The organism is Bacteroidia bacterium, from assembly GCA_033391075.1.
In the GTDB taxonomy this organism is placed as follows: domain Bacteria; phylum Bacteroidota; class Bacteroidia; order J057; family J057; genus JAWPMV01.
In genome coordinates this window covers 543,000-565,282 of record JAWPMV010000001.1, presented here as the reverse complement: position 1 = coordinate 565,282, position 22,283 = coordinate 543,000, and the positions used below count along the sequence as shown (strand labels likewise).

Here is a 22,283-nt window from a genome sequence, read left to right as displayed (position 1 = left end):
ACTAAATAAATATGCTACTTTCTCCGAAAAAGGTCTAATTAATGACGCTTTTAGCGAATCAGAAGTTCCCCTATGGCAAAACTTGCAAAGATCACAGAAGCGATCCCATTGGTAGTAAAAAAGGCTAAATCCACTTTAGAAAGGTCATTGGGTTTGACCAAATGGTGCTGATAGCCGAGGAGAAAAAGAAAGGCAAGGGCGCCCACCCAGAACAACCATCCTGCACTAGTCATAATGCCAAAAAGTATGATCATCGAAGCACAGAAGAAATGCAGAAAAGTACTCACCAGGAGTGCTTTATTCTTACCTAGCCAGGCGGGTATGCTATTGAGCGCATGCTGACGGTCAAATTCTTCATCCTGCAAAGCATAAATGATATCAAATCCACTTACCCAGCTCAGCACCGCTATTCCCAAAATGATGGGTTCCCATTGAAATTGAGCCGTTACTGCTAAAAAGGCTCCCACAGGTGCCAATGCAAGTCCCAGGCCTAAAATCAAGTGGCAAAGCGCTGTAAATCTCTTCGTCATGGAATAGCCCAAAACAACCATCAAGGCTACTGGAGAGAGATAGAAACAAAGAGGATTGATAAACCAGGTAGTAAGGACGAAAAAAATCGAATTCAATCCCACAAACAAAAGTGCATTCTGCGGGGTTATGATCCCTGCCGGAATCTCACGGGTTTGGGTACGATCATTCTTGGCATCTATGTCTCTGTCCGAATAACGATTGAAAGCCATTGCAGCACTTCTGGCGAAAATCATACATAATACCACCAGTAAAAGAGATTGCCAGTAAGGTTTATCTGGTTCCATATTATTGGCCTGCATAAATTGAAAGCCCAGAAAAAGCCCCAATAGGGCAAATGGGAGCGCAAAAATGGTATGTGCAAACTTTATGAGAGAAAGGTATTTTTTCATTCTTCCTGTTGTATCACAGAAAAATTACAGGAATTGCAATTTTTCATCTTAAATATAAAACAAAATTATTGGATGAAAGTTTATATATTGAATTTCATATATATCAAAGAGACTAAGTGAAAAATTATATTTTAGTATGCACTAGCCATAAGGCTAAGATGTGTGGTGGTGGCTGTTGCAGCGACAAAGGTGGAGATGAATTACTTGCTGAAATTCAATCAGAGCTGAAAAAGCGGGGACTGGATCAAAGTGTAATTGCCAAGCAATCTGCTTGTCTCTCCAATTGTAAAGAGGGAGTTTCTATAAAAACGATGCCTAAAGGTAGGATTTATAGCCATTCCATGCTCTCAGATTTGGACCGTATCCTGGAGACTTTCGAGACTCTGGTAAAATAGGAAAGCGTTTTACAGGCTAAAAAAATCTATCCAATCGCTTTTTAACCTAGGGGGTTTTCGTACCTTTGGCGGCAAAATTCGGATCAAAAAAATTTGAATAAAATGCCCCAACTTTCCACCCGAGCCAAAGAAATTCCAGCTTCTCCCATCCGGAAGCTTGTACCTTATGCTGATGCAGCCAAAAGCAGAGGCACCCACGTTTATCATTTGAATATTGGACAGCCGGACATAAAAACTCCGCGTTCCTTTTTCGAAGCCATAGAGCAAGCCAATCCAGAAGTACTTGCCTATACTCATTCGGAAGGCATTCTGCCCCTCAGGGAGAAAATTGCCAGCTATTATAGCCGATTGGGCTATCCGATCAATGATCAAGAGGTTTTAGTTACCACGGGAGCTTCGGAAGCCCTGAGTTTTGTATTCAGCACCTGCTTCAATCCCGGTGATGAATTGATTGTGCCAGAGCCTTTCTATGCCAATTATAATGGCTTCTCTGTTTTCTCGGATATCAATATAGTCCCGATTCAAACGGATATAGAAGACAATTTTTCGCTTCCTCCTATGGAAGCTTTTGAAGCCCTGATTACAGAAAGAACCAAAGGCATCCTGATCTGCAATCCCGGAAATCCTACCGGCGTGATGTATCCCAAAGAATCTCTGGAAAAATTGGGAGAAATTGTCAAAAAGCACAATCTCTACCTGATTGCAGATGAGGTTTATCGTGAATTTGCTTACGACAATCTAAAGCATCACTCTATTTTGGGTCTTGAAGGTCTGGAAGAAAATGCCATCGTTACAGATTCCGTTTCCAAGCGTTTCTCTGCATGTGGTGCTCGTATTGGATGCATTGTGTCTCGAAACAAAAGCTTTAGAAATGCAGCCTTGAAATTTTGTCAGGCCCGTCTGTGCTCACCTGCCTTAGGGCAAATAGGTGCTGCAGCCATGTACGACCTGCCTCCCAGCTTTTATGAGGAAGTGGTAGTAGAATATGTAGCCAGAAGAAATACCCTGCTTGAGCACTTGAGAAAAATCGAAGGCGTTTATGTGCCTGAGGTAAATGGTGCTTTTTATGCGATGGTTCGTTTGCCCATAGATGATTCTGAGAAATTTTGCCAGTGGATGTTAGAGGAATTTAGCCACGAGGGCGCTACAGTTATGATGGCTCCGGGTTCTGGCTTTTATTCAACAGCAGGTAGAGGAAAAGACGAGGTTCGTATGGCTTATGTCTTGCAAGAATCTGATCTGGTAAAAGCAGTCGCTGCTTTGAAAAAGGCGCTGGAGGTCTATCCCGGCAGGACGAATTAGTGGGAAGGCAGATGTAAGAGCAAAGAACAAGGAATGGAGAAGTGTAGCTTTTGTAAGCATTGACACTTCTCCATTTTTTATTTCTTGATTTTAGCCTGGATTAAAGCTTGGCCTCCGCTCATCTCGAAGCTTGAATCGCGCCTGGCTTGCAGCACTGAGAGAACGTCTATTGAGCTCTCTTTCGTCATAATCCCTCCCCTATCCAAGCCTCGAAATGACCTAAAACGGGACTCATAGCTATTGGCACTTAAGAATTTTATACATCAAAGGGCACAAGATCCGGTTTGATATAGCTTGTCTTCGCTTCTTTCGAACTGAAAATGTCAAAACTGTAATGGCTGTTGATAAGGGATTTGAAATCTTTCTTCAATTGGAGATTTTCTGCCAGAAAATCTGAGAAATTATCTGTGGCAGATTTTTCCATAAAATGCCCAACTGCTTTGATAGCAACTATTGTCAGGGTCTTGTGATACTTATCTTTGGCTCCGACATGGGCCACAAAATTCTCAATTTGATCCTGAATGCCTTTCTCTGCCTTTTCCATGCCTTCCTGATAAATGTTTAACCAGGCCAATCGCAAATGGGCCTCATGACTAAAGACAGCCGGAGCTAAACTGCAATCTTTAAATTGTTGGAGAAATTCAGAATCGGAGAGTTTATAGTGTTCTTCCATAAGATCAGCCATTAATATTTGCTCATAAAGCAAACAGAATTGTTTTACATTTTCATCAACATTTGTTGAGAAATGATGCTCTACTAAAAGAAAGCCCTCACCTGTACCCGGCCTGTGTGGATGATGGGAACAGTGGTAGAAGCACGACCGTCGTAGGTAATACTTAGCTCTACATTGTTGAGGATGTAGTAGGTGGTAAAGACCTGCCAAATGGCATTGAGTCCCGGTTGCAAGCCTTCTCGCAATTCATATTGAGCCGAAAAACCCGGATTTCCCGTTTCTCCCATACTCACCAGTTCCAGTTTCGTCAGGATATTGTTTCGGTCTTTGAGGTTGAGTTTCGCATCAAAGATCAGCTTATGGATATTGACCTGCGCATCCACTTCCTGATTCAAATTGGTATTTCGACCAAATCGATAGGCATAGCCCGCAGATAAACGATACTTTCTATTGAGTTGGAAATTCACCTTGGGATTTGTTTCCCAGAAATAGATATCATAATTACGCGAAGGGAAGGATTCGGCCTCCACAAATTTAATCCCCAATCTACTATCCACTTCCAAACTCTTGGCTTCTCCCAAATTCAGGCGTTGCGCGGCCCGACCATAACGAAAGCCTCTAAACTCATCGCCTGTACTGAGGAAAAGCTTCGCCCGCGTATCGAAATAGGAGAAACGAAGATCGCCGACCGGATTGTTTTGATAAAAACTGATGTCTTGTCTCAAATTATAGTTTGCATCCAACAAAGAAGTATCAGAAAATGGATCAAAAAAATCAATGAGGTAAGAAGCAAAGTCCATATTGCGTGATTTGCTCTGGGTGATGCGGAAATTGGTAAGCAGGCGGGTATTTCGGATTAAATTCCCCAGGCCTGTAGCAGATTTATCTATGACCTTTTTAAAGGACCAGATCATATTTCCATTGAAACTGAGGCGGGTAGTCGGAAACAATTCTCTTGTGGGAACGATTACCCGGATAAAGTCAGCGACCAGGGGATTATTGGCTAACTGAAATTCCTCAAAATCCTGTATTCCATCATTATTGAATAAAGAATCCAGCCAGACATATTGCCCCTGACCGGGAACCACTTCTATATATCGCACTTCCCGTTGCGCTAATCTCTCTGAACTAACCTCATAGACAAAATTGCTGCTGAGAAGTCGATTGAGTGGAGAGATATTTCCTTCCAGTTTGGTACTCAAAACCTGAGAATTTTCCAGACCTGGAGCAAGAAAGACCGAATCCAGGACTTCCAAAGTTCTATAGGAACTAATCGTACTTAGGCTAAAAGCAGTACTGGGTCGGTAATTGGCCTGAAGGAAATAGGTATAGGCCAAAGATTTATCCATGATGCCTCCTTTAGCATATCCCCGATCCTTTCGATAGTTGAAAGAAGTCAGCATATCGAACTTCTTGCTGTTGAAGGTTCGGAGATAAGGCTTCAAGTCTACAAAGGAGAATGAATTCTGATTCAGGCTATCCGATACAGTTCTTTCTTTATCCTCTATCCATATTTCCACCCCAGGCTGAATCTTTCCTAAGGGAGCATAGATATTTCCCTCCTGCCGCATCCAACGCGAATCTCTATTGAGCCTGCTATTGTTATTTTCGATCAGGGTGAATTTGTAATTGCCCTGCAGAAATTTGGGCATAAAACTCTGGATCTCGTAGACCTGTCTGAGCGTCTGATTTCCCGCTCCTGCATTTCTCAATCCATTCTCCGCTCGAAACTCCCACTTCCGTTGACAATTGAAACGGATGCTGGAAGCCAGAATTTGCTCATTCTCCTCCCTTAGCTCATTCAATTCCAAATCCCAAATTCGGCCGTACTCAGCCTGATAGAGCCGATCAAGATTATTATATCTTTCCCCTATATATTGATGACTCAGATCAATGTCGAGGCTCAGAGAATCACTTAGCTTGATTCCTTCCCATAAAATGCCTGTCTTATTGGCGATATCGGTATTGTCCTCATCATCCAGAAACGAAAGCCTATTTTTGTCTTCCTGGCTGATGGCCATTTCAGAATAAAGCTTCAGTTTATCTGTCAATTTCACATCCAGGCCCACATCAAATACTTGCAAGCTTCGAGGCAAGACCCAGGTCCGTAGTAGGTCAAAATCACCTGTAGGATTTCCCAGGCTATCCGGAGGCTGCCAGATATACACATTGGCTCCTCCTGCGACGCGATTGTCACGGATATAGAAACCATTGCCCTGGCCTACAAAACTTCCACTCAGGCGATATACGGTATCCTGTGCATTGGTGGTTCGGATATATCGTTCATAATTAATTCCCCGGATCATCGTATCCCGCCGAACATATCGAATACCCACCGTATCAAAGCCTACCGAATCTACTCCATTAGTAAAGGCTTGTCCTTCTGCATCTCCCAGCTGGGCCAGGGTTCTGCGAGCCCTGTCATAGGCCGGAGTATTGTTAAATGGAGCATTGGGATTATCTGCGTCCCGGCTGTAGGAAAAGCGTAGGTTTATTCGATCTTTCGCCAATTTTTGCTCTACATCCGCTACTACCAGAGATCGATTATAGTATTGGTCATTGTATTCAAAATCAATGACGATCCTGGTGATATTGGTAATCACATGGCGCGGCATAAAGGTTACCTCAGCCGTATTATAATTTATTATGTAGTCCAGGCTACTTCCCCGCTTCATCAACTTCCCATTGAGGTATACACGTTCACTACCCGCAAGGACAATGAAGAAGCGTTCTCCATTTTGGCCTGTCAAACGATAAGGTCCTGAAACCCCATCTATTCCCATAAAACTATTGGTGTGGAACTTGCCTTTTGCGACTGCCCCACTTATGCGGGCTTTGGTCTTTTCTCCTTCAAAAGCCAATTGCATTCCCAAAGAATTTCTATAGACATTGGCGAAACGGGTATTTCTCCTATCCACCTCATAATCTCCGATAGTGGCCGAAGCTCCATCTTTCATCAGCTTCACAAAAACCCTGTCGAAATCCGAGATCTGCTGGGTTGTCCCATCGGGTTGTATAGGCAGATTTTCATCTGTAATGGCTCCTACGATTTTGAGTCCATCTCCCAGGTCTCCTTCCAATTGCAAACGCAAGCCGGAATTGACGGAGAGACCTCGATTATTTCCTACGGTCAATCCTCGAGAAAGACTTCCACTCTTTCGAATGCGATCCGTCTCCCAAAATATATTATTGCTTTCTACCTCTTCTTCAAAAAAAGCATCCACCATCTCATCTTCCTTACTTGTATCCTGGGTGATGCGAATATTCCTGAATGAAATACTAGGCCTTAGGCCTTTGGAAAAATAGCGATAGGCCAGGATATAAGTTCCGGCATTCTGGTCCAGTGCCAGCCTGATCCAGCCACCCGCATATTCGATTTGATAGGTCTCTGTACTAAGGGTATCGCCGGAAATTCGAAGGAGAGATTGGGAGAAAGGGACAAGAAATTTCTGGCTAAGAAAGGTGGTATCTCCGGGAGTGAGTTGTAAGGTATCGCGCTGCCATTGAGTTTGAGCTTGCAATCCACTTTGGGCACAAAGAATCAATAAGATGCTCAGGAAAAGACTTTTGCATCTATTAGAATGAGCCAGCATGTGGGTTGTCAGTTCTTTTAATCCACCCATGCGATATCCTTCTGCTATTCAACGTGCTTCTGAGCGGAATTATTGGGTAAGGGATTTTCCTTCTTTTTGCCAGCAATTCAAAAACAATCCCGCCTAATTTCTAAGCAGCACCTTCTGTAATGGTAACCATGTTTTCAATGCGAACTTCAGGCAGTATAATGCGGAAGGTAGTTCCTACGCTTTCTTCGCTTTCAAAGGTGATGGTACCATTGGCACTTTCAATGATACGCTTCACGATAGCCAGTCCCAATCCCATCCCGGAGGACTTGGTTGAGAAGCTGGGTTCGAAGATGCGTTTTTGTACTTCCTCGGTCATTCCTTTTCCATTATCCTTAATCTCAATCAAGGCGTGATCACCATTGATCTTCATGGAAACGTGGATAATCCCGTTTTCGTTTACTGCCTGCAGGGCATTTTTGATAATATTAGTGAAGCAGCGGGATAACTGTTCGCGGTCGGCAAAGGACCAAAAGTCGTCCTGTGGTATGTCTATGAGCCAAATGGCTTCTTCGGATTGCGTATATAGATCGACTACCTCATGCAATACATCATTGACGAGGATGCGGGAATTTACGGGTTCGGGCATTTTGGCAAATTCTGAGAATGAATTTGCAATACGTACCAATGAGTCGATTTGAGCCAACAAGGTCTTCATGACCTTGGGGAACATTTTTTGAAGGCGAGGCCCTCTTTCATCAAAGGCCCGATTCAAATGCTGAATATTCAGCTTCATCGGAGTCAGGGGATTCTTAATCTCATGTGCCACCTGACGCGCCATCTGTCTCCAGGCCAATTCCCGTTCTGATTGGGTCAGCTTTTCTTCCGATTCCTCCAATTGAGATACCATCTGATTGTAAGCGCGCACAATCTCACCGATCTCATCGTCTGATTCCCAGTCAATCAATTCGTTTTCTGCTCCCAGGTTTGTATTGGACAAACGCTGTTGTACCATAGCCAGAGGCTTGGTGATCGTACTTGAGACAATCACAGATACCACATTGATCAGGAGGAATACCAGGAGGTAAATATTTGCAAGATATGCCAGGAAACTAAAGACCTGTTCGTCCAGTTGAGCCTGATTTGCTAGATAAGGTACATTGATGTATCCAATCGGAACCTCATTGTTTTGCAGGATGGGCCAATACGCGGAAAGGTAACTTAGCGTACCGATTTCTTCTTCTACTACCAGATCTGACTCTTTCCCCGCCGATAGCCTTCGAAGCGCCACATCATTCATCAAGTCCGTATTGATGTTGGAGTTAAAGATAAGCGGCTGGGTAGTCGCTACACTCTTTCCATCATTATCGTAAACGGTGATATCATTTTCACTCACCTCCCCCATAGCCTTCACCTGATCACTAAATGACCTTAGCAAGGTGATCCTCCGATATGGATCCTCATTCAGAATGGTATATTCATCCTTTAGAGAATTGGCTACTCTTTCTGCTTCTCGTCTCAACTCTTCTCTGGCATCATCGTAGTATCGATCCCGGATAAAGCTTGAAAGCAGCAACATAATGATCAGCATGGGCAACAAGCTGATCACAAAAAGTCCATAGCGGATTTTTGATCTTAAAGGCGGCTTCTTCCTCAGTTGAGGAGAATGCAAAGACCTAAGAACAACTGTAGGTATAGAAATCAGCAATAAAGCTGCTAGGATGTAAAAATAAAAGATAAAGGAGAAAATGGAGGTCATCTCAAAAAGATCCAGGTCCTTGTATCGGATTACGACAAATTTGTTTGGCCCTACATCTTTTATCAATTCCATTTGTCCTGAGGAAATTAGCTCAGGCTCTTCCAATTCAGAACTTTTCTTACTGAAATTGACGGGAAAGGCAGATTGCCCTCTTTTATAATGTAAATACTCATCCCGATAGATGGCATGATCATAGGAATTGATCATCTGGATTTCCTCATAGGCTTCCTCATCCAGGGTAAGGGAAGGATACAGACCATCTGTTTCTCGCTGGGTTGGGATCAATTCAATGGAGAATACAACAGGCTGCAAACTGGCAGAGTCTTTCCCCAACAGCATCTCCAATCTCCCTACATAAATGTCTATATATCGATTTTCAGAGTTCGGAATCTGAAACAGGTCTTCTGCTATGCTATCCCCCAGGTCTTCGATAGGCACTCCCAGAAAAGGATTGGTAATCGGCTCTTTGCCTTTCTCAGGATCAAATTGTCTCCCGTTTTCGTCAAAGAGGTAAAGATTTTGTTCGAAGTCTTTGAATTTATTCCTCAAATACTCACTCAGGAACCAGCTCTTAAAGCTACTTACATCAGAGTATTGTTTATTCCAATTGGAGAGTATCCATTCCGTCGTTTCTTCGGTATTACTCTTTAGCTGAGAAAATGTCGCAATGGTTGATACCCTTCGGCTATTGAATTCCTGTGCAATGCGACTGGCTTTATTATCGCGATTATCATTCTGTCCAAGAAATACGTTGTGCGAAACCAGGACTGTAAATGCAAGGGTAACCAGGAGGTAGTTTTGTACATCCTGGTGAAGAAATTCGTCGAAAGGTTTCCGGATGACCGTAATCCCCAGGACTATGATAAGCAAGGAAGCTGACAGGGCTATTCCCCATCCCCATTCTGTATTCTGGTGGAGGTATAGATTAAATACTATGATCGCCAGCAGGTGAATGGCTATGTAAAAAACATTGAAGCCATATCTCCTGCCATAAAAGACATTTAACTTTAGCAAAACGATGATCATCAAGCCTCCTGACAACAAGAGAATCCCCACATTCAATAGAATGAGGAAAGAAAAGATGTTGGCTTGCAGCAGATTGGTAAAGTCAATCTCGACCTGTGAGTTGGTGTTCAGGGTCGAGAAGAGAGAGATGTATTCATACAGGATATACGAACTCAGGAAGAGTGTACAGAGCATACACACCCATGCCAGTACATGACGCTGTACTATTTTTCGGTACAGGAGATTGGAGAGGCGAAACAGATGCACATATAGAATCCAGGCCAGGGCAAATATCGTGAAGATATTGATCGTAAGTTCCCCCAGTGAGGGTGCAAAGAAAGGATCAAATGCCAGGATATCCGGTGAGAAGAGATCGAGGTCCCAGTAATCTCCCGGCAAGCCCAGGAAGAACATCAGTGCCCGAATCAGGATGATCCCTACGAAAAGGGATACATTGATAAAATATCGATAATGATTTCGATTCAGGGCATAAATTCGCAGATAAACGGCCAGAAATATGGCTCCGAGAATGATAAGCGCCAGGACCGAATACCGAATGAATGAACGAAAGACAATGGTTGGCACATTGCTCAGCGTATAGATGATATTTCCTTCCGGATCTCGGATTCGGATGTCTGCGCCCAAATCTTCATTCCCAAAATTGATGATCAGATCTTTGAGGTATTTCTCATTTCCATTTCCATAGAAATAGCTTTTGTAACTACCTAGAAAGAAATAGGGAACCAGATTAGAGTTGAAAACCCGATAGGGAATATGTAAAGGGAAAAAGAGTACTTCTGTACTATCTCCCAGATTTCTTTGTGTTTGGAAATATCGGCGTGATCCGAGATTCAGAATCGGATCTTTAGGAAAGTCTTTGATGCGATTGATAAAACTCTGGGCGGGGAGCATTTTGTAATTGCTCCAGGAATAAAGTTTTCCTGTTTCATCATAAATGAGCTCACAGGAGGGACAAAATTCTTTACTATCTCTTCCTTCAATAGAATCACCAGAGAAGTAGGCCAGACAGGAATTAAAGTCCCGCTGAAGCTGGGTTTCAACTTCAGAAAGGATCTTATAATCTGTGTGGTCCTGATCGTACAGATAGAGTGCTGTACCGAACAGTAAAAAGAGCAAGCCTAGGATTAGCCAGAATAATCCTTTTTTAAAAGGTGATTCATGCATTCCCTCAAATATACTAATTCTGCTCCAGAATCTAACTGAAGCACAGACCTAGATGTAGGAGACGCAGGGGTTTAATTTTCAGAAAAGCGATGAGGACTGATATCCGCTTCTTCCAGATCTTTGTTGTCATTCATCTTCCCTTCCAGCAACTCCTCGAACTCCTCCCGCACATAAACAGGCACGGGAATAGAGATGCGTGAATATTTCATCGCATTTTCCTGAATGATGAGCGTAAAGATCACATTCGGGTAGTCAGAAACCAGATAATAATCAGAGATATTCTCCCAGGGGACAATATTCCTGAAATCGGGGATCCGGAAAAAACGATCATTCTTCACGATGCCTTTCTGTGTGACCACGCGGACCAGGAGCATACGTATGGAAACGTATGTTGCCAGCAGTGCCAGTAACAGCAAACCGCAGATCAAACTTAGCTGTTTAAACTTCTCTTTACTTTCCGGTGTACTATTATGCACATTGTCGAAAAGGTTGAGATCGAAATAGGTAAAGACACTTGAGATGCCTACCAGAAACAGGATAAGAGAGGCAACCGAAAAGACGATAGTAATGATTACCATCTCAGGTTTTCTCCAGAGCATAATCGTATCGGATAATCTTTTCCGGTACCAGAATGCCATAAGAACGAAGCATGGAGCTACCAAAAGCGACAGCATGAGGCTGAAATTTAGAAGCAGCTTGAGAAAATCCATACTTATAATATAGGTAATTTTAGGGTATCCAAGTTACTTATATCAACGCAATATTCAAAAGATTTGTTGTACAGACGGTTGGATTATTCACGCGGTTTGTCCCATGAAATATACCAATAGGAAATTATCATCGATCAGAAGTAGTTTTTTTCCGTCAAAAAGTACCTGACATAATCAAAAACGCCCTCTTCTAGCCTGGTGAAGGCTTTATCATATCCAGCTTTTTTCAGTTTGCTCATATCGGCCTGGGTAAAATATTGATAAGAATCCCGGATATCTATAGGCGTGTCAAAATATTCCAGAAGTCTTTCTTTTTCCATGGCGCGAAAAATTGCGGAAGCCAGGTCATTGAAGGTTCGGGCTTGACCACATCCCAGATTAAATATATCAGCAAGCTGCTCTTGCTTCATCAAGAAGAGAATCACATCGAGTATATCCTTCACATAGATAAAGTCCCGTTTTTGTTCCCCATCAGCATATCCTTCTTTATGGGAACGAAACAACCTGAGTTTTCCGGTCTCAAGGATTTGCTTGTGGGCATGCAGGATCACGCTTGCCATTCTGCCTTTGTGGTATTCATTGGGACCATAGACATTGAAAAATTTCAGTCCGGCCCAACGTGGGGGCTTCTCCTCCTGATTCAAGGCCCAAAGATCAAAATCCTGTTTACTTTGGCCATAGGGATTGAGGGGTTTTAGTTGGGGAATGAGATCAAGCTGATCAGAAAAACCCAAACTTCCATCTCCATAGGTCGCAGCACTAGAAGCATAGATAAGAGGAATATCATTTTTTACGCAGAAATCCCAAATTGCTTTTGAGAAGCTAAGGTTCAATTCCTGAAAAATACCCCAATCCTGTTCTGCCGTATCTGTTCTTGCCCCCAGATGAATCACATAGCTGATTTTATTCCCCAGCTCATCCAATTTCCCAATCAAATCCTTTCTGTCTATAAATAGCTGATCCGATAGAGAAGCATAATTGGCTTTCTGAGCCTCTCTGCTAAAGTCATCCGACAATATCAGCTCGCGATATCCTGCTTTATATAGGCCTGAGGCAACATAGCTCCCAATAAATCCGGCGGCACCTGTTACGAGGATCATATCTCTTTTTTGTAATGGTTGATCAAATGAATTTGTTCTTTCTCCCAGTTCAATTCCCGGGCGGCTGCTATGCTCTTTTCCCGATAGCTGTCATAGGTATCTCCTTCGCATATCCCTCTAATCCGTTCTGCTAGCTTTTTTACTTTCCTTTCTTCTTTCTCCAAAACTTCCCCTACTCCATAGTTTCGCACCAAAGCTGCCATTTCCGGCAAATCAGAAACGAGTACTGGCAAGGATGCCTGAAGGTAGTCATAGATCTTATTGGGTGAGGAGTAACGATAACTAAGGCCCCGATCTTCCTCCAGACTCAAGCCCAGACCGGCTTGTCGGGTGAGTGTTCCCAGTTCATCTGGCCGGACAAAGCCTTTAAATTTAACCTTCCCGCCTTTATCCAATGCTTTAGCCCTCGCTTTCAACTCTTCTTCGATATCTCCTTTTCCCACGATCCAAAGCTCGTATTCCGGAAGATACTCCATGCTATCGATCATCAGTTCGATGCCTCGTGCAACATTGAGTGCTCCCTGATAAATAAGGATGCGTTTATCGCCTTTTTCCCCGACTTCTTTATGGGTAGGCAGATTTCTTACGACATCCACCTTGACTCCATATTTTTCCTTATACATGCCTGCGATAGAGGCATTCACGGTATAGACATTCTGTAATTTGGGAAAAATCCATTGCTCTAGCCTAAGCCATGCTTTGCGGGTAGTCGGCCGATGGATCAATTCGGGTACTTCCGTAAAATATTCGTGGCTATCATAGACCAGCTTCTTTCCCCTCAGTCGGGAAATGAGAAAATTGGCCAGAAGGGTATCGAGGTCATTTGAATTGAGGATGTCTACTTTCCGAAATAGCAATAGGAAAAAGAGGCGAATATTGTACTCCAGGTAAAAGAATTTTCCCTTCTGAAAGAATAGACGCATTCGATGTGTCTTGTAAGGCAGTTTCCCAACTTCCAGAGAATCCGGCAGCTTTCGTCCTACTACCTCCACTTCGAAATCATGGGCTTGAAGAGCAGAGGCAATACGAATGATCCGCTGGTCGCCTACCAGGTCATTAATTACGGAAATAATGATTCGCTTCTTTCTCATAGCCTGATTGGCGGCAAAGATACAAAAGCCTTTGCCTATACATAATTTTTCCCGTTATTCCGCTATGAAGAGAATTCTGGCAGTACTCCTGCTACTGGCTTTCGCAGGCATAAAAGGACCTGCACAAGACACAGACATTTTACTCAACCACGAGCTCTATCCTTACCTGGATCGCCTGGATATAAAAGGCCTGGCAGATACCAGTCTTTCCAGTTTCCACAAACCCTATGGAAGGGATATGATAACTGCCTATTTGGATAGGGTGAAGTTTGAAGGCTGGAGCAAACTGGAAGTGCAATGGTTGCAGCAAATGAGGGTACTTGCTGATGATAGACCCATCTCTCAGCGAAAGAACAAAGGCATTTGGAACACTTTTTATAAAAATGGGAGAGATCTTTACAGCTATTCGGGCAAAGACCTCCAGCTCTTCATCAATCCTTCCCTCTTTGTTCAGGGAGGTGTCGATAATCACAACTATACAAATGGGGAATTTGAGAACCTTCCCATTTATTATAATTCACGAGGGCTCTCGATCAGAGGTTCAATAATGGGCAAAATCGGCTTTTATACCGAAGTTTTTGACAACATTGCCCGTATGCCGCAATTCATTTTTGATCGCTATCAGGAAAGCCAGGTCTTATATGGAGAGGCTTTGGTGAAAAGATTTGGAAATGAAAATGGCCTGGATTATTTGAGTTCAAGAGGCTACATCACCTTTCGCCCTATTTCTGCTATCCGCGTAAAATTGGGAAAAGACCGCGCCTTCTGGGGTGATGGTTACCAAAGCTTACAATTATCGGATTATGCAGCGGATTATTTCTTCCTGACTTTGCATACAAAAATCTGGAAACTGGAGTATATCAATCATTTTACCCAAATGACTGATTTTATCCGTAACAGAAATGATACCGAAGGCATTTACCCCAAAAAGTACGGGGTTTACCATACGCTCCAATACCATCCCAATTCACGCTTCAGCATAGGTCTTTTTGAATCCATTATTTACAATCCCTGGCTGGCAAATGGAAGACGCGGATTTGAATTGAGCTATCTGAACCCACTTATATTTTATAGATCAGCGGAACAAAGCCTGGGAAGCCCGGATAATTCCTTTCTGGGTATGCACCTGAAATACAATTTCCTCCGGCGTTTTCAATTCTATAGTCAATTATTGCTGGATGATTTCAATTTTGGGCGAAGGGATGAAGGGAGTGGATTTATTGGAAATAAATGGGGCTATCAATTGGGCCTGAAATACATAGATGTGGCGGGGATTAAAGGCCTTGATTTTCAAGCAGAATACAATCGCATGAGGCCCTTCACCTATCAGCACTTTAATAGCAGTTCGAATTATGCCCACTTTGCGCAGCATCTCGGACATGCTGCCGGAGCCAATCTTTATGACTATCACCTCATTTTCAGATACCGCCCATATCCCAAATGGAGCCTTCAATTTGTTTATTCCTATTTGCAAAAAGGATTGGACCCTTCCACAGATGATTTCAATTATGGAGGAGAGGTAAATCGTCCCTTTATCAATTGGCCTGCTGAATTTGGAAATGAGGTTGGACAGGGAAATCAGCTCGCAGTTACGATGGCCTATGGCCAGATCAGTTATCAATTGGGGCAGTCTGACAATTATCTGGAAGGATCGCTAAGGTATAGAAGGGAAGTTTTAGAAGATCAGCCTTTGCCCAGAAGATCAATTTCTGCTTATGTAGGAATCCGAATGGGACTGGTCGGGAGGCAGGTAAAATTTTGATTCCTGTCCGAAATTTATTATTTCCTGCAGAAAATATTTTTTTAAAAAGATTTTAATCCTTAATTTTTTTGACAACATAACGATATTTTTACCTTTCAACCCAAATATCTTTCAGAAAACACAAGTCGTTCTTACCTTTTACCATGCTAAACTAAGTCCAATTTCATTCTTGTACTTACCCTCATTATTGTCAGAATGAATAAGTATGCCCTCATCTGTTAAGCGTAAGCTATGCCTTTACCTTCTGCTCCTTTGTAATTCAATTTTTTTAAACGCCCAGGGTCCGGACAGTTTGAATAAAGAGCTGGAAAACCACCTTCTCATTCAACTGAAAAACACAGATTCCGATTCAGAAAGACTCAAAGTTTATCTGGACCTTGTACAGCTTGTCCGCTATAAAGATGCGAACAAGATGATCGACTACTCCAATCAGGGATTACTGGTTGCGAGGAGGATCGATGAGGCTTCCTCTATTGCTTACTTGTCCTTTATGAATGGGACCGGTAAGTTTTTGAAAGGAAAGCATCAGGCTGCCATTGAAGCCTTTGATCGATCATTGGCGGCAGGAGAAGCCTTAAAGGATACCACCTATGCCTTCGCCCTCAATGGAATGGGAAATGCCTTCGAATCGATGGGCGATAGTTATCATGCTATTCTCAATTATGAGAAGGTAATTAGGCTGGGGGATAGTTTGCAGAACCCCTTGATAGCCACCCTGGGCTTGGGAAATATTTCCAGTGTTTACATAAGAAATAAAGACTTCAAGGATGCCAAACCATATCTTATCAAGGCATTGAAGCTTGCTGAAAAGAATAATATCAGTCGAATCAAAGCTTTCGCTTATACCGATCTAGGAGTAGTATATAAAGAAGAGATGGCCTATGATTCGGCTATTCATTATCTGAGGAAATCGGTCATTTTATCCACCAAAAAACAACTCTTCCCATATATTGGAGCCTCTGCATATAATGGTCTGGCGCAGATCTATTTTGCCCAAAAAGACAATAAAAAGTCTTTACAAGCTTCTTCCCAGGCGATAAAACTGGCTGAGGAATCCAAGAATCAGATGATCCTGGCATCTGCTTATCTGACCAAAATGCTTACCCTGAAGGACGAGAACAAATTTGATCAGGCCGTTCAGCTCGGTTTTCAGATACGGGAACTAGCCAAAAATGCCCATATTTTTGAAGAAGAACTTGAGGCTTTACAGCAATTGGCAGAGATATATTATGCGAAAGAAGATTATAAACAAGCTTATAAATACCAGAAATTACACTCTCTAAGAAAATCAGAATTTGAAACAAAAAGAGAAATTCGAAACGATCTGATTGAAAAACTCAGGGAGGAACTAAAAAAACAGAAAGAGGAAAACAGAGCTTCCTTAGCCAAAGTCAATGAGGTTCAGGATTTCTTCTCCAGAAATAAAGTCCTTGGATTTGGGATGATGACCTTCTCCCTTATTCTTCTTTTGGTATTGATCGTCTTATATAAAAGGGTTAGAGATAAAGAAACAGATCGAATTTTGAGTTTCTCGAAGCTGGAAAGGGATCAGGTAAATATGTATAAGAAACAGTTGTTTACCCTGATATTCATTTTCTATCCTCCCATCATTATCCACCAGTATATTTGGTCAGGACCATTACCCGCTATCATCCACGGTACGCTTTTATGCTTAATTATATTTATTCGTTTCTCTCATTCAAAGGGAATAGAATTTCCGATGTATTGGTTATCGGTTTGTTTTTATTTTTCAATTGCGCTTCTTCCTCTTTATCTGGGGCCCATTGATACTGCATTTGCATCCATTGTAGCTGTATTTCTAAATGCTTATTATCAGGCAGAGAATAGCAGACAACGATTGCTAAATTATGTTCTCTTTCCGCTCACCTATGGGGTTTATTCTCTCTTGTCCAAAGTTCAACCCAATCCCCTTACGGAGGATGTCTTTGGTTATTCATTGTTGGTCGGCTTTATCTCCATTTGTGCCATATTCCTGGTGGTTATTTATATAAACAAAGGTACCCTGGACTTTAAACAGGCTTTGTGGAAAAGCAATGATTTCCTCAGGCAAATCACCGATCTGAATCCTCACTATATTTTTGCCAAGGATGAAGAAGGAAAGTTTACCCTCGCAAATCGGGCAATGGCCCAAAACATGGGACGAAGTTCGGAGGAGCTCATCGGGAAATATGATGAACATATCTTTTATACAGAGGAAAACCGACAAAGCTATGAGGACGATATTTCTGTGCTAAAGGAAGGAAAAACCATAGACAGAAAAGAGGAGCTTCTTGTAAATGCTAAAGGAGAAAGACGGTATTTCCAGACCATCAAGAAACCCATCTACAATGAAAATTGGGAGATAACGGGTATGCTGGGAGTCGCAACAGATATTACAGATTTGAAAGTAGCTGAGCGGGAACGAATCCAACGGGAAGCTACCCTCAATGCCATCATTAGTTCTATCCCCGATCCCATCTTTGTTATCGATGCCAATATGAAACCCATAATCTTTAACAAAGAATTTTACAATATGGCCGACATAGGCTCTATTGCTTATAAGGAAGAGATCATGGATTATCTCCAACGTACCCTTCCCCGGGAATTTTCGAGAAAGTACGCAGGCGTCATACAAGATGTCCTCTCTGGCAATAGCTATAGTGGCTTTGATTTATTGGACTCTCAATTTGGAGAAGTACACTACGAAATATCCGGTACGCCCGTACGAGACAAGCACAATAAAATTATTGGTGCAATTATGCTCGGCCTGAATGTAACCGAAAAGAATAAGCAGAGACAATTGATCAATCGCCAGATCATTGACCTCAATCAAAAGAATGAGGAATTGGAAAAATACATCGAATCCAATATGAGTCTTGAGAACTTCGCCTACCTGGCTTCTCATGATTTGAAAGCACCTCTGCGGACAATTATTAGCTTTAGTCAGCTATTTGAAAAGCGGGTGAGAGCCAAACTCAAGCCCCAGGAAACAGAACTTCTGAATTTTGTCATAGGCGCCTCCAAAAACATGGAACGCCTCATCAATGATCTACTTGAATATTCTCGGGTAAATACCAAAAAGCTCGACCCAAGACCTCTGGTGGTAAAACCACTTATCAGAGAGGTTATCAATGAACTTTCCTCAACTATTCAGGAAAAGAAAGCGCGTTTCCAACTTAAAAACATACCAGAAGTAATTATAGCAGACAGCCCCAAATTCAGAAGGCTCCTGCAAAACCTCATTACCAATGCCCTGAAATTCTCAAAGCCAGATAAGGCTCCTCGCATTATGATCTCTGTAACAGAGGAGGAGAAAGCCTGGATCTTTATGGTCAAGGATAATGGAATCGGTATAAACGATAAATACAAATCCAAGATTTTCATGCTCTTCCAACGATTGCATGGAGATACCGATTATGAAGGTACTGGTATAGGTCTGGCCATGGTGAAAAAGATTGTTGAACAGCATCAAGGCAAAATCTGGGTGGAATCTACGCAAGGCAAAGGCAGTAAATTTTTCTTTAGCATACCTAAAGATTTACACGAGAAAAAAGATATTGAGGAATAAGAAGGAAAGCCATGAAATAACCACCTCTTATTTATTATCTTCCAAATGCAGGATTCTCTAGATGATTCAACTTAATTAGTGGAATGAAATGACGGTATTTGCGGTCTAATTTCTATAAGAAAACAAGGCAATCTTGCCTTAGATAGAAAGAATAAATAACACACGTCATCATCTCACCCTTATGAGATTTATCAAGCTGCCCCTAAGACACTCTTTAAGCATCCTTTTGTTGGGAAGCCTACTTTTTTCTCAATCTCTCTTTGCCCAAAGAGGGGGAAGAAGTGGAGCTCCCAAATCTCCGAGTCTCAAAATTGTAGGGAAAGTCATCCATGCTGAAACAACTCAGCAAATGGAATATGTTACTCTTCTGTTGTTACAATCCAAAGACTCCAGCCAAGTAAGTGGAACCGTAACTAATGCTAAAGGCAGTTTCGAACTGACTGCAGGTCCGGGAGAATACATCCTCAAAGCCAGTTTTATTGGATTTGAAACGGTTTACATCCCCAATATCATTCTGAGTGAAGATAGACCGTTCCAAAAAATCCCCATCATCCAACTAGCGGTAAAAACCACTACCCTCGATGAAATAGATATCGTAGTGGAAAAGAGCAATATGGAGTTTGCCCTGGATAAAAAGATTTTCAATGTTGGAAAAGACCTGGCAAACCTGGGAGGCTCTGCATCTGATCTCCTGGATAATATTCCTTCCGTCTCAGTTGATATAGATGGAAATGTGAGTCTTAGAGGAAATGAAGGAGTACGAATTCTGGTAAATGGCAAACCCTCCAGTTTAGCTGGCCCTGATGCGCTAAAGCAGTTGAGCGCAGACATGATAGAAAAAGTAGAAATCATTACCAATCCATCAGCACGGTATCAAGCAGAAGGTTCATCGGGTATCCTGAATATTATTTTAAAGAAAGATCGTAGAAACGGCTGGAATGGTTCCTTTAATGGAACATATGGAATTCCGGATGCCCACAACCTTTCTATCAACCTCAACCACCGAAGAGAAAAAGTAAATTTCTTTGGAAGTCTGGGTGGAAGATACAGAAACACCCCACGAACCTCTCTGGAGAGAAGAATCCTTTATGATGATTTCGGTGAATTATCCAGCCAGTTAAATCAGAATCAGAAGAGTTTCCGTGGAGGCTATTCGGGTAACCTGAGATTCGGGATGGATTACAACCTGAATCCCAATGCTACCTTGACCGGTTCGGTAGTTTTGAGAAAGGGGGACGGCTTTAATAGCAGCAATATAGATTATACACGCTTTGATAATACTTCCTCTCTTATCGGGTCTACTTTAAGGCTAAATGAAGAAGCTGAGGACGACACGAGCATTGACTACAACCTTACTTTCGAACAAAAATTTGCAAGAGAGGGCCAAAAACTGACCATCGATTTTGTCTATGAAGATGAGGTAGAAGCTGAAAACATGGATGCTATCCAGGAGGACTATGATCCATTGGGTGAAATCATTCCTCAAACCATCCTTGAGCAGCTAATCGGTAATGAGGAAGCTCAAAAAGATGGTTCATTACGAATTGACTATACCCAGCCTTTCAAAAAGGAGGGAAAAATAGAACTCGGCTATAGAGGCAGCATTCGTAAGATAGAAAATGACTACCAGGTAGAGGAATTTGACAATGAGAGCCAAAGTTGGGAACTGCTAGAAAATCTCAGCAATGACTTTGTCTACGACGAGGCCATCCATGCCGTCTATGCAACCATAGGAGATAAGTTGGGCAAATTCAGTTATCAGGGAGGTATGCGGTATGAATATACTGACATTGGCACCCTACTCAGAGATACCAATGAGAAGAATGAAAAGAATTATGGCAACTTCTTTCCCTCTGCCTTCCTGAGCTATGAATTGGCAGAAGGCAACAATATTCAGATCAGCTACAGCCGGAGATTGAGAAGACCTCGTTTCCGCTACCTCAATCCATTTTTCACCTTCAGCAATCCCCTTAGTGTGAGAAGTGGAAATCCCGATCTGGATCCGGAATTTGCAGATGCCTTTGAGATTGGAAACATCAAGTATTGGAAAAAAAGCACCCTGAGCAGCAGCCTTTACTATAGACATTCAGAAGGAGTTATCAGCCGAATCAATACCCTCACTGATGATGGAGTAAATATCTCTCGTCCACAAAACCTGAATAGTCGTGATGATTGGGGAGCAGAAGTTTCCTGGACCTATCGTCCCGCTAAATGGGTGGACATCACCTGGAATGCCAATGCTTTCTATGCAACCCTTAATGGAGGCAATTTGGGATTTGATGCAAACAATACCTTCTTTTCCTACAGTAGCAGATTCAATACCCGCTTCTCTTTGAAAAGAGATCTCAATATCCAGTTCATGGTGAACTACCGCGGACCTCAAAATACCGCTCAGGGGCAAAGGAAAGCCATCCTCTTCACTGATTTTGGTATCAATAAGGATATTCTGGAGAAAAAAGCTACCATCAGCTTCCGCATGAGCGACCTCTTCAATACCATGCGCTACAAATCCGAATCCTTCGGGGATAACTTTTATATCTACAATGAAGGACAGTGGAGAGCGCGTCGTCAGATGTATTTCACCTTCTCCTACCGCCTCAATCAGAAAAAAGATCGTCGCCGCGGACGTAGCGGAGGCAATGAGGGAGGAGATTTTGAAGAAGGGTTTTAACGCAGTGTTCATGTGTTCTGGTGTTCGGGTTTACTTTCTTAGAAAGTAACCAGAACACGAGCGCACATTTTGTTTTATTTATCAAAGAAAACCACTAACACCAAATCCTCTTCGATATCAAAGAATTGATGGCTCGCCTCTGCTTTGACAAATAGGATACTTCCCGCTTTTACCTCCACCACTTCTTCACCTACTCGAAATTTTGCTTTGCCGGATACGGCATAATAGACTTCATCCGTAGCATGCGGGCTTTGTTTGTCTTCAGTACCGGCTTTGAGGCGATAGACTCCCGTGAGCACATTTTGCCCTTGCATAACGGGCGTCCAGGGTCTACCACTTTCATCCAGCTTCTTCAGCATGTCAGAGAGTTCAAATGTGGCGAGGTCCGGATCGCTTTTTTCTTCCTGGCCTATCATAGCTGAAGAAAAAAACAGGAAGAATACGAGAGAGAAGGTTAAGGTTTTATACATAGTCTTTGGGTTAAAGGCTAAATACAAGATAATAGAATTTTCCACCCAGCAAGAAAGTAAGAAACGCTAATCGACAAAGGCATTATCTAATCGACAGCCGATACTTTCTGTC

Annotated in this window: 12 protein-coding genes; 4 read left to right on the top strand and 8 right to left on the bottom strand. The window is 42.4% G+C overall.

What is annotated here, in order from left to right:
* Positions 1-50: 50 nt before the first annotated feature.
* Entirely contained in the window at positions 51-920 is an 870-nt protein-coding gene (locus R8P61_02155; protein MDW3645850.1) for a UbiA-like polyprenyltransferase, read from the bottom strand.
* Between the two features lie 497 nt (positions 921-1,417).
* Between R8P61_02155 and R8P61_02150 the strand changes: the two genes are divergently transcribed.
* Positions 1,418-2,617, top strand: coding sequence for a pyridoxal phosphate-dependent aminotransferase (locus R8P61_02150; protein ID MDW3645849.1), 1,200 nt, complete (start codon positions 1,418-1,420; stop codon positions 2,615-2,617).
* Positions 2,618-2,873: 256 nt separating this feature from the next.
* Here R8P61_02150 and R8P61_02145 read toward each other — a convergent pair whose 3' ends face one another.
* The 6 genes from R8P61_02145 to R8P61_02120 all read right to left on the bottom strand — a co-directional run bounded on the left by R8P61_02145 (position 2,874) and on the right by R8P61_02120 (position 13,700).
* On the bottom strand, positions 2,874-3,290 hold the full coding sequence (locus R8P61_02145; protein MDW3645848.1) for a hypothetical protein: 417 nt from the start codon (positions 3,288-3,290) through the stop codon (positions 2,874-2,876).
* Positions 3,291-3,373: 83 nt separating this feature from the next.
* Positions 3,374-6,913 carry a hypothetical protein gene (locus R8P61_02140; protein ID MDW3645847.1) on the bottom strand — a complete coding sequence of 1,180 codons (3,540 nt, stop codon included), beginning with the start codon at positions 6,911-6,913 and terminating at the stop codon, positions 3,374-3,376.
* Positions 6,914-7,013: 100 nt separating this feature from the next.
* Positions 7,014-10,751, bottom strand: a complete 3,738-nt coding sequence (locus tag R8P61_02135; protein MDW3645846.1) for an ATP-binding protein — start codon at positions 10,749-10,751, stop codon at positions 7,014-7,016.
* A gap of 119 nt (positions 10,752-10,870) precedes the next feature.
* Positions 10,871-11,437 carry a hypothetical protein gene (locus tag R8P61_02130; GenBank protein MDW3645845.1) on the bottom strand — a complete coding sequence of 189 codons (567 nt, stop codon included), beginning with the start codon at positions 11,435-11,437 and terminating at the stop codon, positions 10,871-10,873.
* 206 nt (positions 11,438-11,643) lie between these two features.
* A complete protein-coding gene (gene rfaD / locus R8P61_02125) occupies positions 11,644-12,609 on the bottom strand; it encodes an ADP-glyceromanno-heptose 6-epimerase (protein MDW3645844.1) in 966 nt (321 codons plus the stop codon).
* Entirely contained in the window at positions 12,606-13,700 is a 1,095-nt protein-coding gene (locus tag R8P61_02120) for a glycosyltransferase (GenBank protein ID MDW3645843.1), read from the bottom strand. Before R8P61_02120 ends, rfaD begins: the two co-directional genes overlap by 4 nt.
* 64 nt (positions 13,701-13,764) lie before the next feature.
* Between R8P61_02120 and R8P61_02115 the strand changes: the two genes are divergently transcribed.
* The 3 genes from R8P61_02115 to R8P61_02105 all read left to right on the top strand — a co-directional run bounded on the left by R8P61_02115 (position 13,765) and on the right by R8P61_02105 (position 21,701).
* On the top strand, positions 13,765-15,462 hold the full coding sequence (locus R8P61_02115) for a hypothetical protein (GenBank protein MDW3645842.1): 1,698 nt from the start codon (positions 13,765-13,767) through the stop codon (positions 15,460-15,462).
* A 205-nt stretch (positions 15,463-15,667) separates the two neighbouring features.
* The gene (locus R8P61_02110; protein ID MDW3645841.1) at positions 15,668-19,030 is read left to right on the top strand and encodes an ATP-binding protein; all 3,363 of its coding nucleotides are present in this window, start codon (positions 15,668-15,670) and stop codon (positions 19,028-19,030) included.
* Between the two features lie 181 nt (positions 19,031-19,211).
* Entirely contained in the window at positions 19,212-21,701 is a 2,490-nt protein-coding gene (locus R8P61_02105) for a TonB-dependent receptor (protein ID MDW3645840.1), read from the top strand.
* A 74-nt stretch (positions 21,702-21,775) separates the two neighbouring features.
* Here R8P61_02105 and R8P61_02100 read toward each other — a convergent pair whose 3' ends face one another.
* On the bottom strand, positions 21,776-22,171 hold the full coding sequence (locus R8P61_02100) for a cupin domain-containing protein (protein ID MDW3645839.1): 396 nt from the start codon (positions 22,169-22,171) through the stop codon (positions 21,776-21,778).
* Positions 22,172-22,283 lie beyond the last annotated feature (112 nt).

Bases quoted from the DNA above. Each gene is read 5' to 3' on its own strand.
- R8P61_02130 (MDW3645845.1), bottom strand. From the start codon at position 11,437: ATGGCATTCTGGTACCGGAAAAGATTATCCGATACGATTATGCTCTGG.
- R8P61_02145 (MDW3645848.1), bottom strand. From the start codon at position 3,290: ATGGAAGAACACTATAAACTCTCCGATTCTGAATTTCTCCAACAATTT.
- R8P61_02110 (MDW3645841.1), top strand. From the start codon at position 15,668: ATGCCCTCATCTGTTAAGCGTAAGCTATGCCTTTACCTTCTGCTCCTT.
- R8P61_02140 (MDW3645847.1), bottom strand. From the start codon at position 6,913: ATGGGTGGATTAAAAGAACTGACAACCCACATGCTGGCTCATTCTAAT.
- rfaD (MDW3645844.1), bottom strand. From the start codon at position 12,609: ATGATCCTCGTAACAGGTGCCGCCGGATTTATTGGGAGCTATGTTGCC.
- R8P61_02120 (MDW3645843.1), bottom strand. From the start codon at position 13,700: ATGAGAAAGAAGCGAATCATTATTTCCGTAATTAATGACCTGGTAGGC.
- R8P61_02155 (MDW3645850.1), bottom strand. From the start codon at position 920: ATGAAAAAATACCTTTCTCTCATAAAGTTTGCACATACCATTTTTGCG.
- R8P61_02100 (MDW3645839.1), bottom strand. From the start codon at position 22,171: ATGTATAAAACCTTAACCTTCTCTCTCGTATTCTTCCTGTTTTTTTCT.
- R8P61_02105 (MDW3645840.1), top strand. From the start codon at position 19,212: ATGAGATTTATCAAGCTGCCCCTAAGACACTCTTTAAGCATCCTTTTG.
- R8P61_02115 (MDW3645842.1), top strand. From the start codon at position 13,765: ATGAAGAGAATTCTGGCAGTACTCCTGCTACTGGCTTTCGCAGGCATA.
- R8P61_02150 (MDW3645849.1), top strand. From the start codon at position 1,418: ATGCCCCAACTTTCCACCCGAGCCAAAGAAATTCCAGCTTCTCCCATC.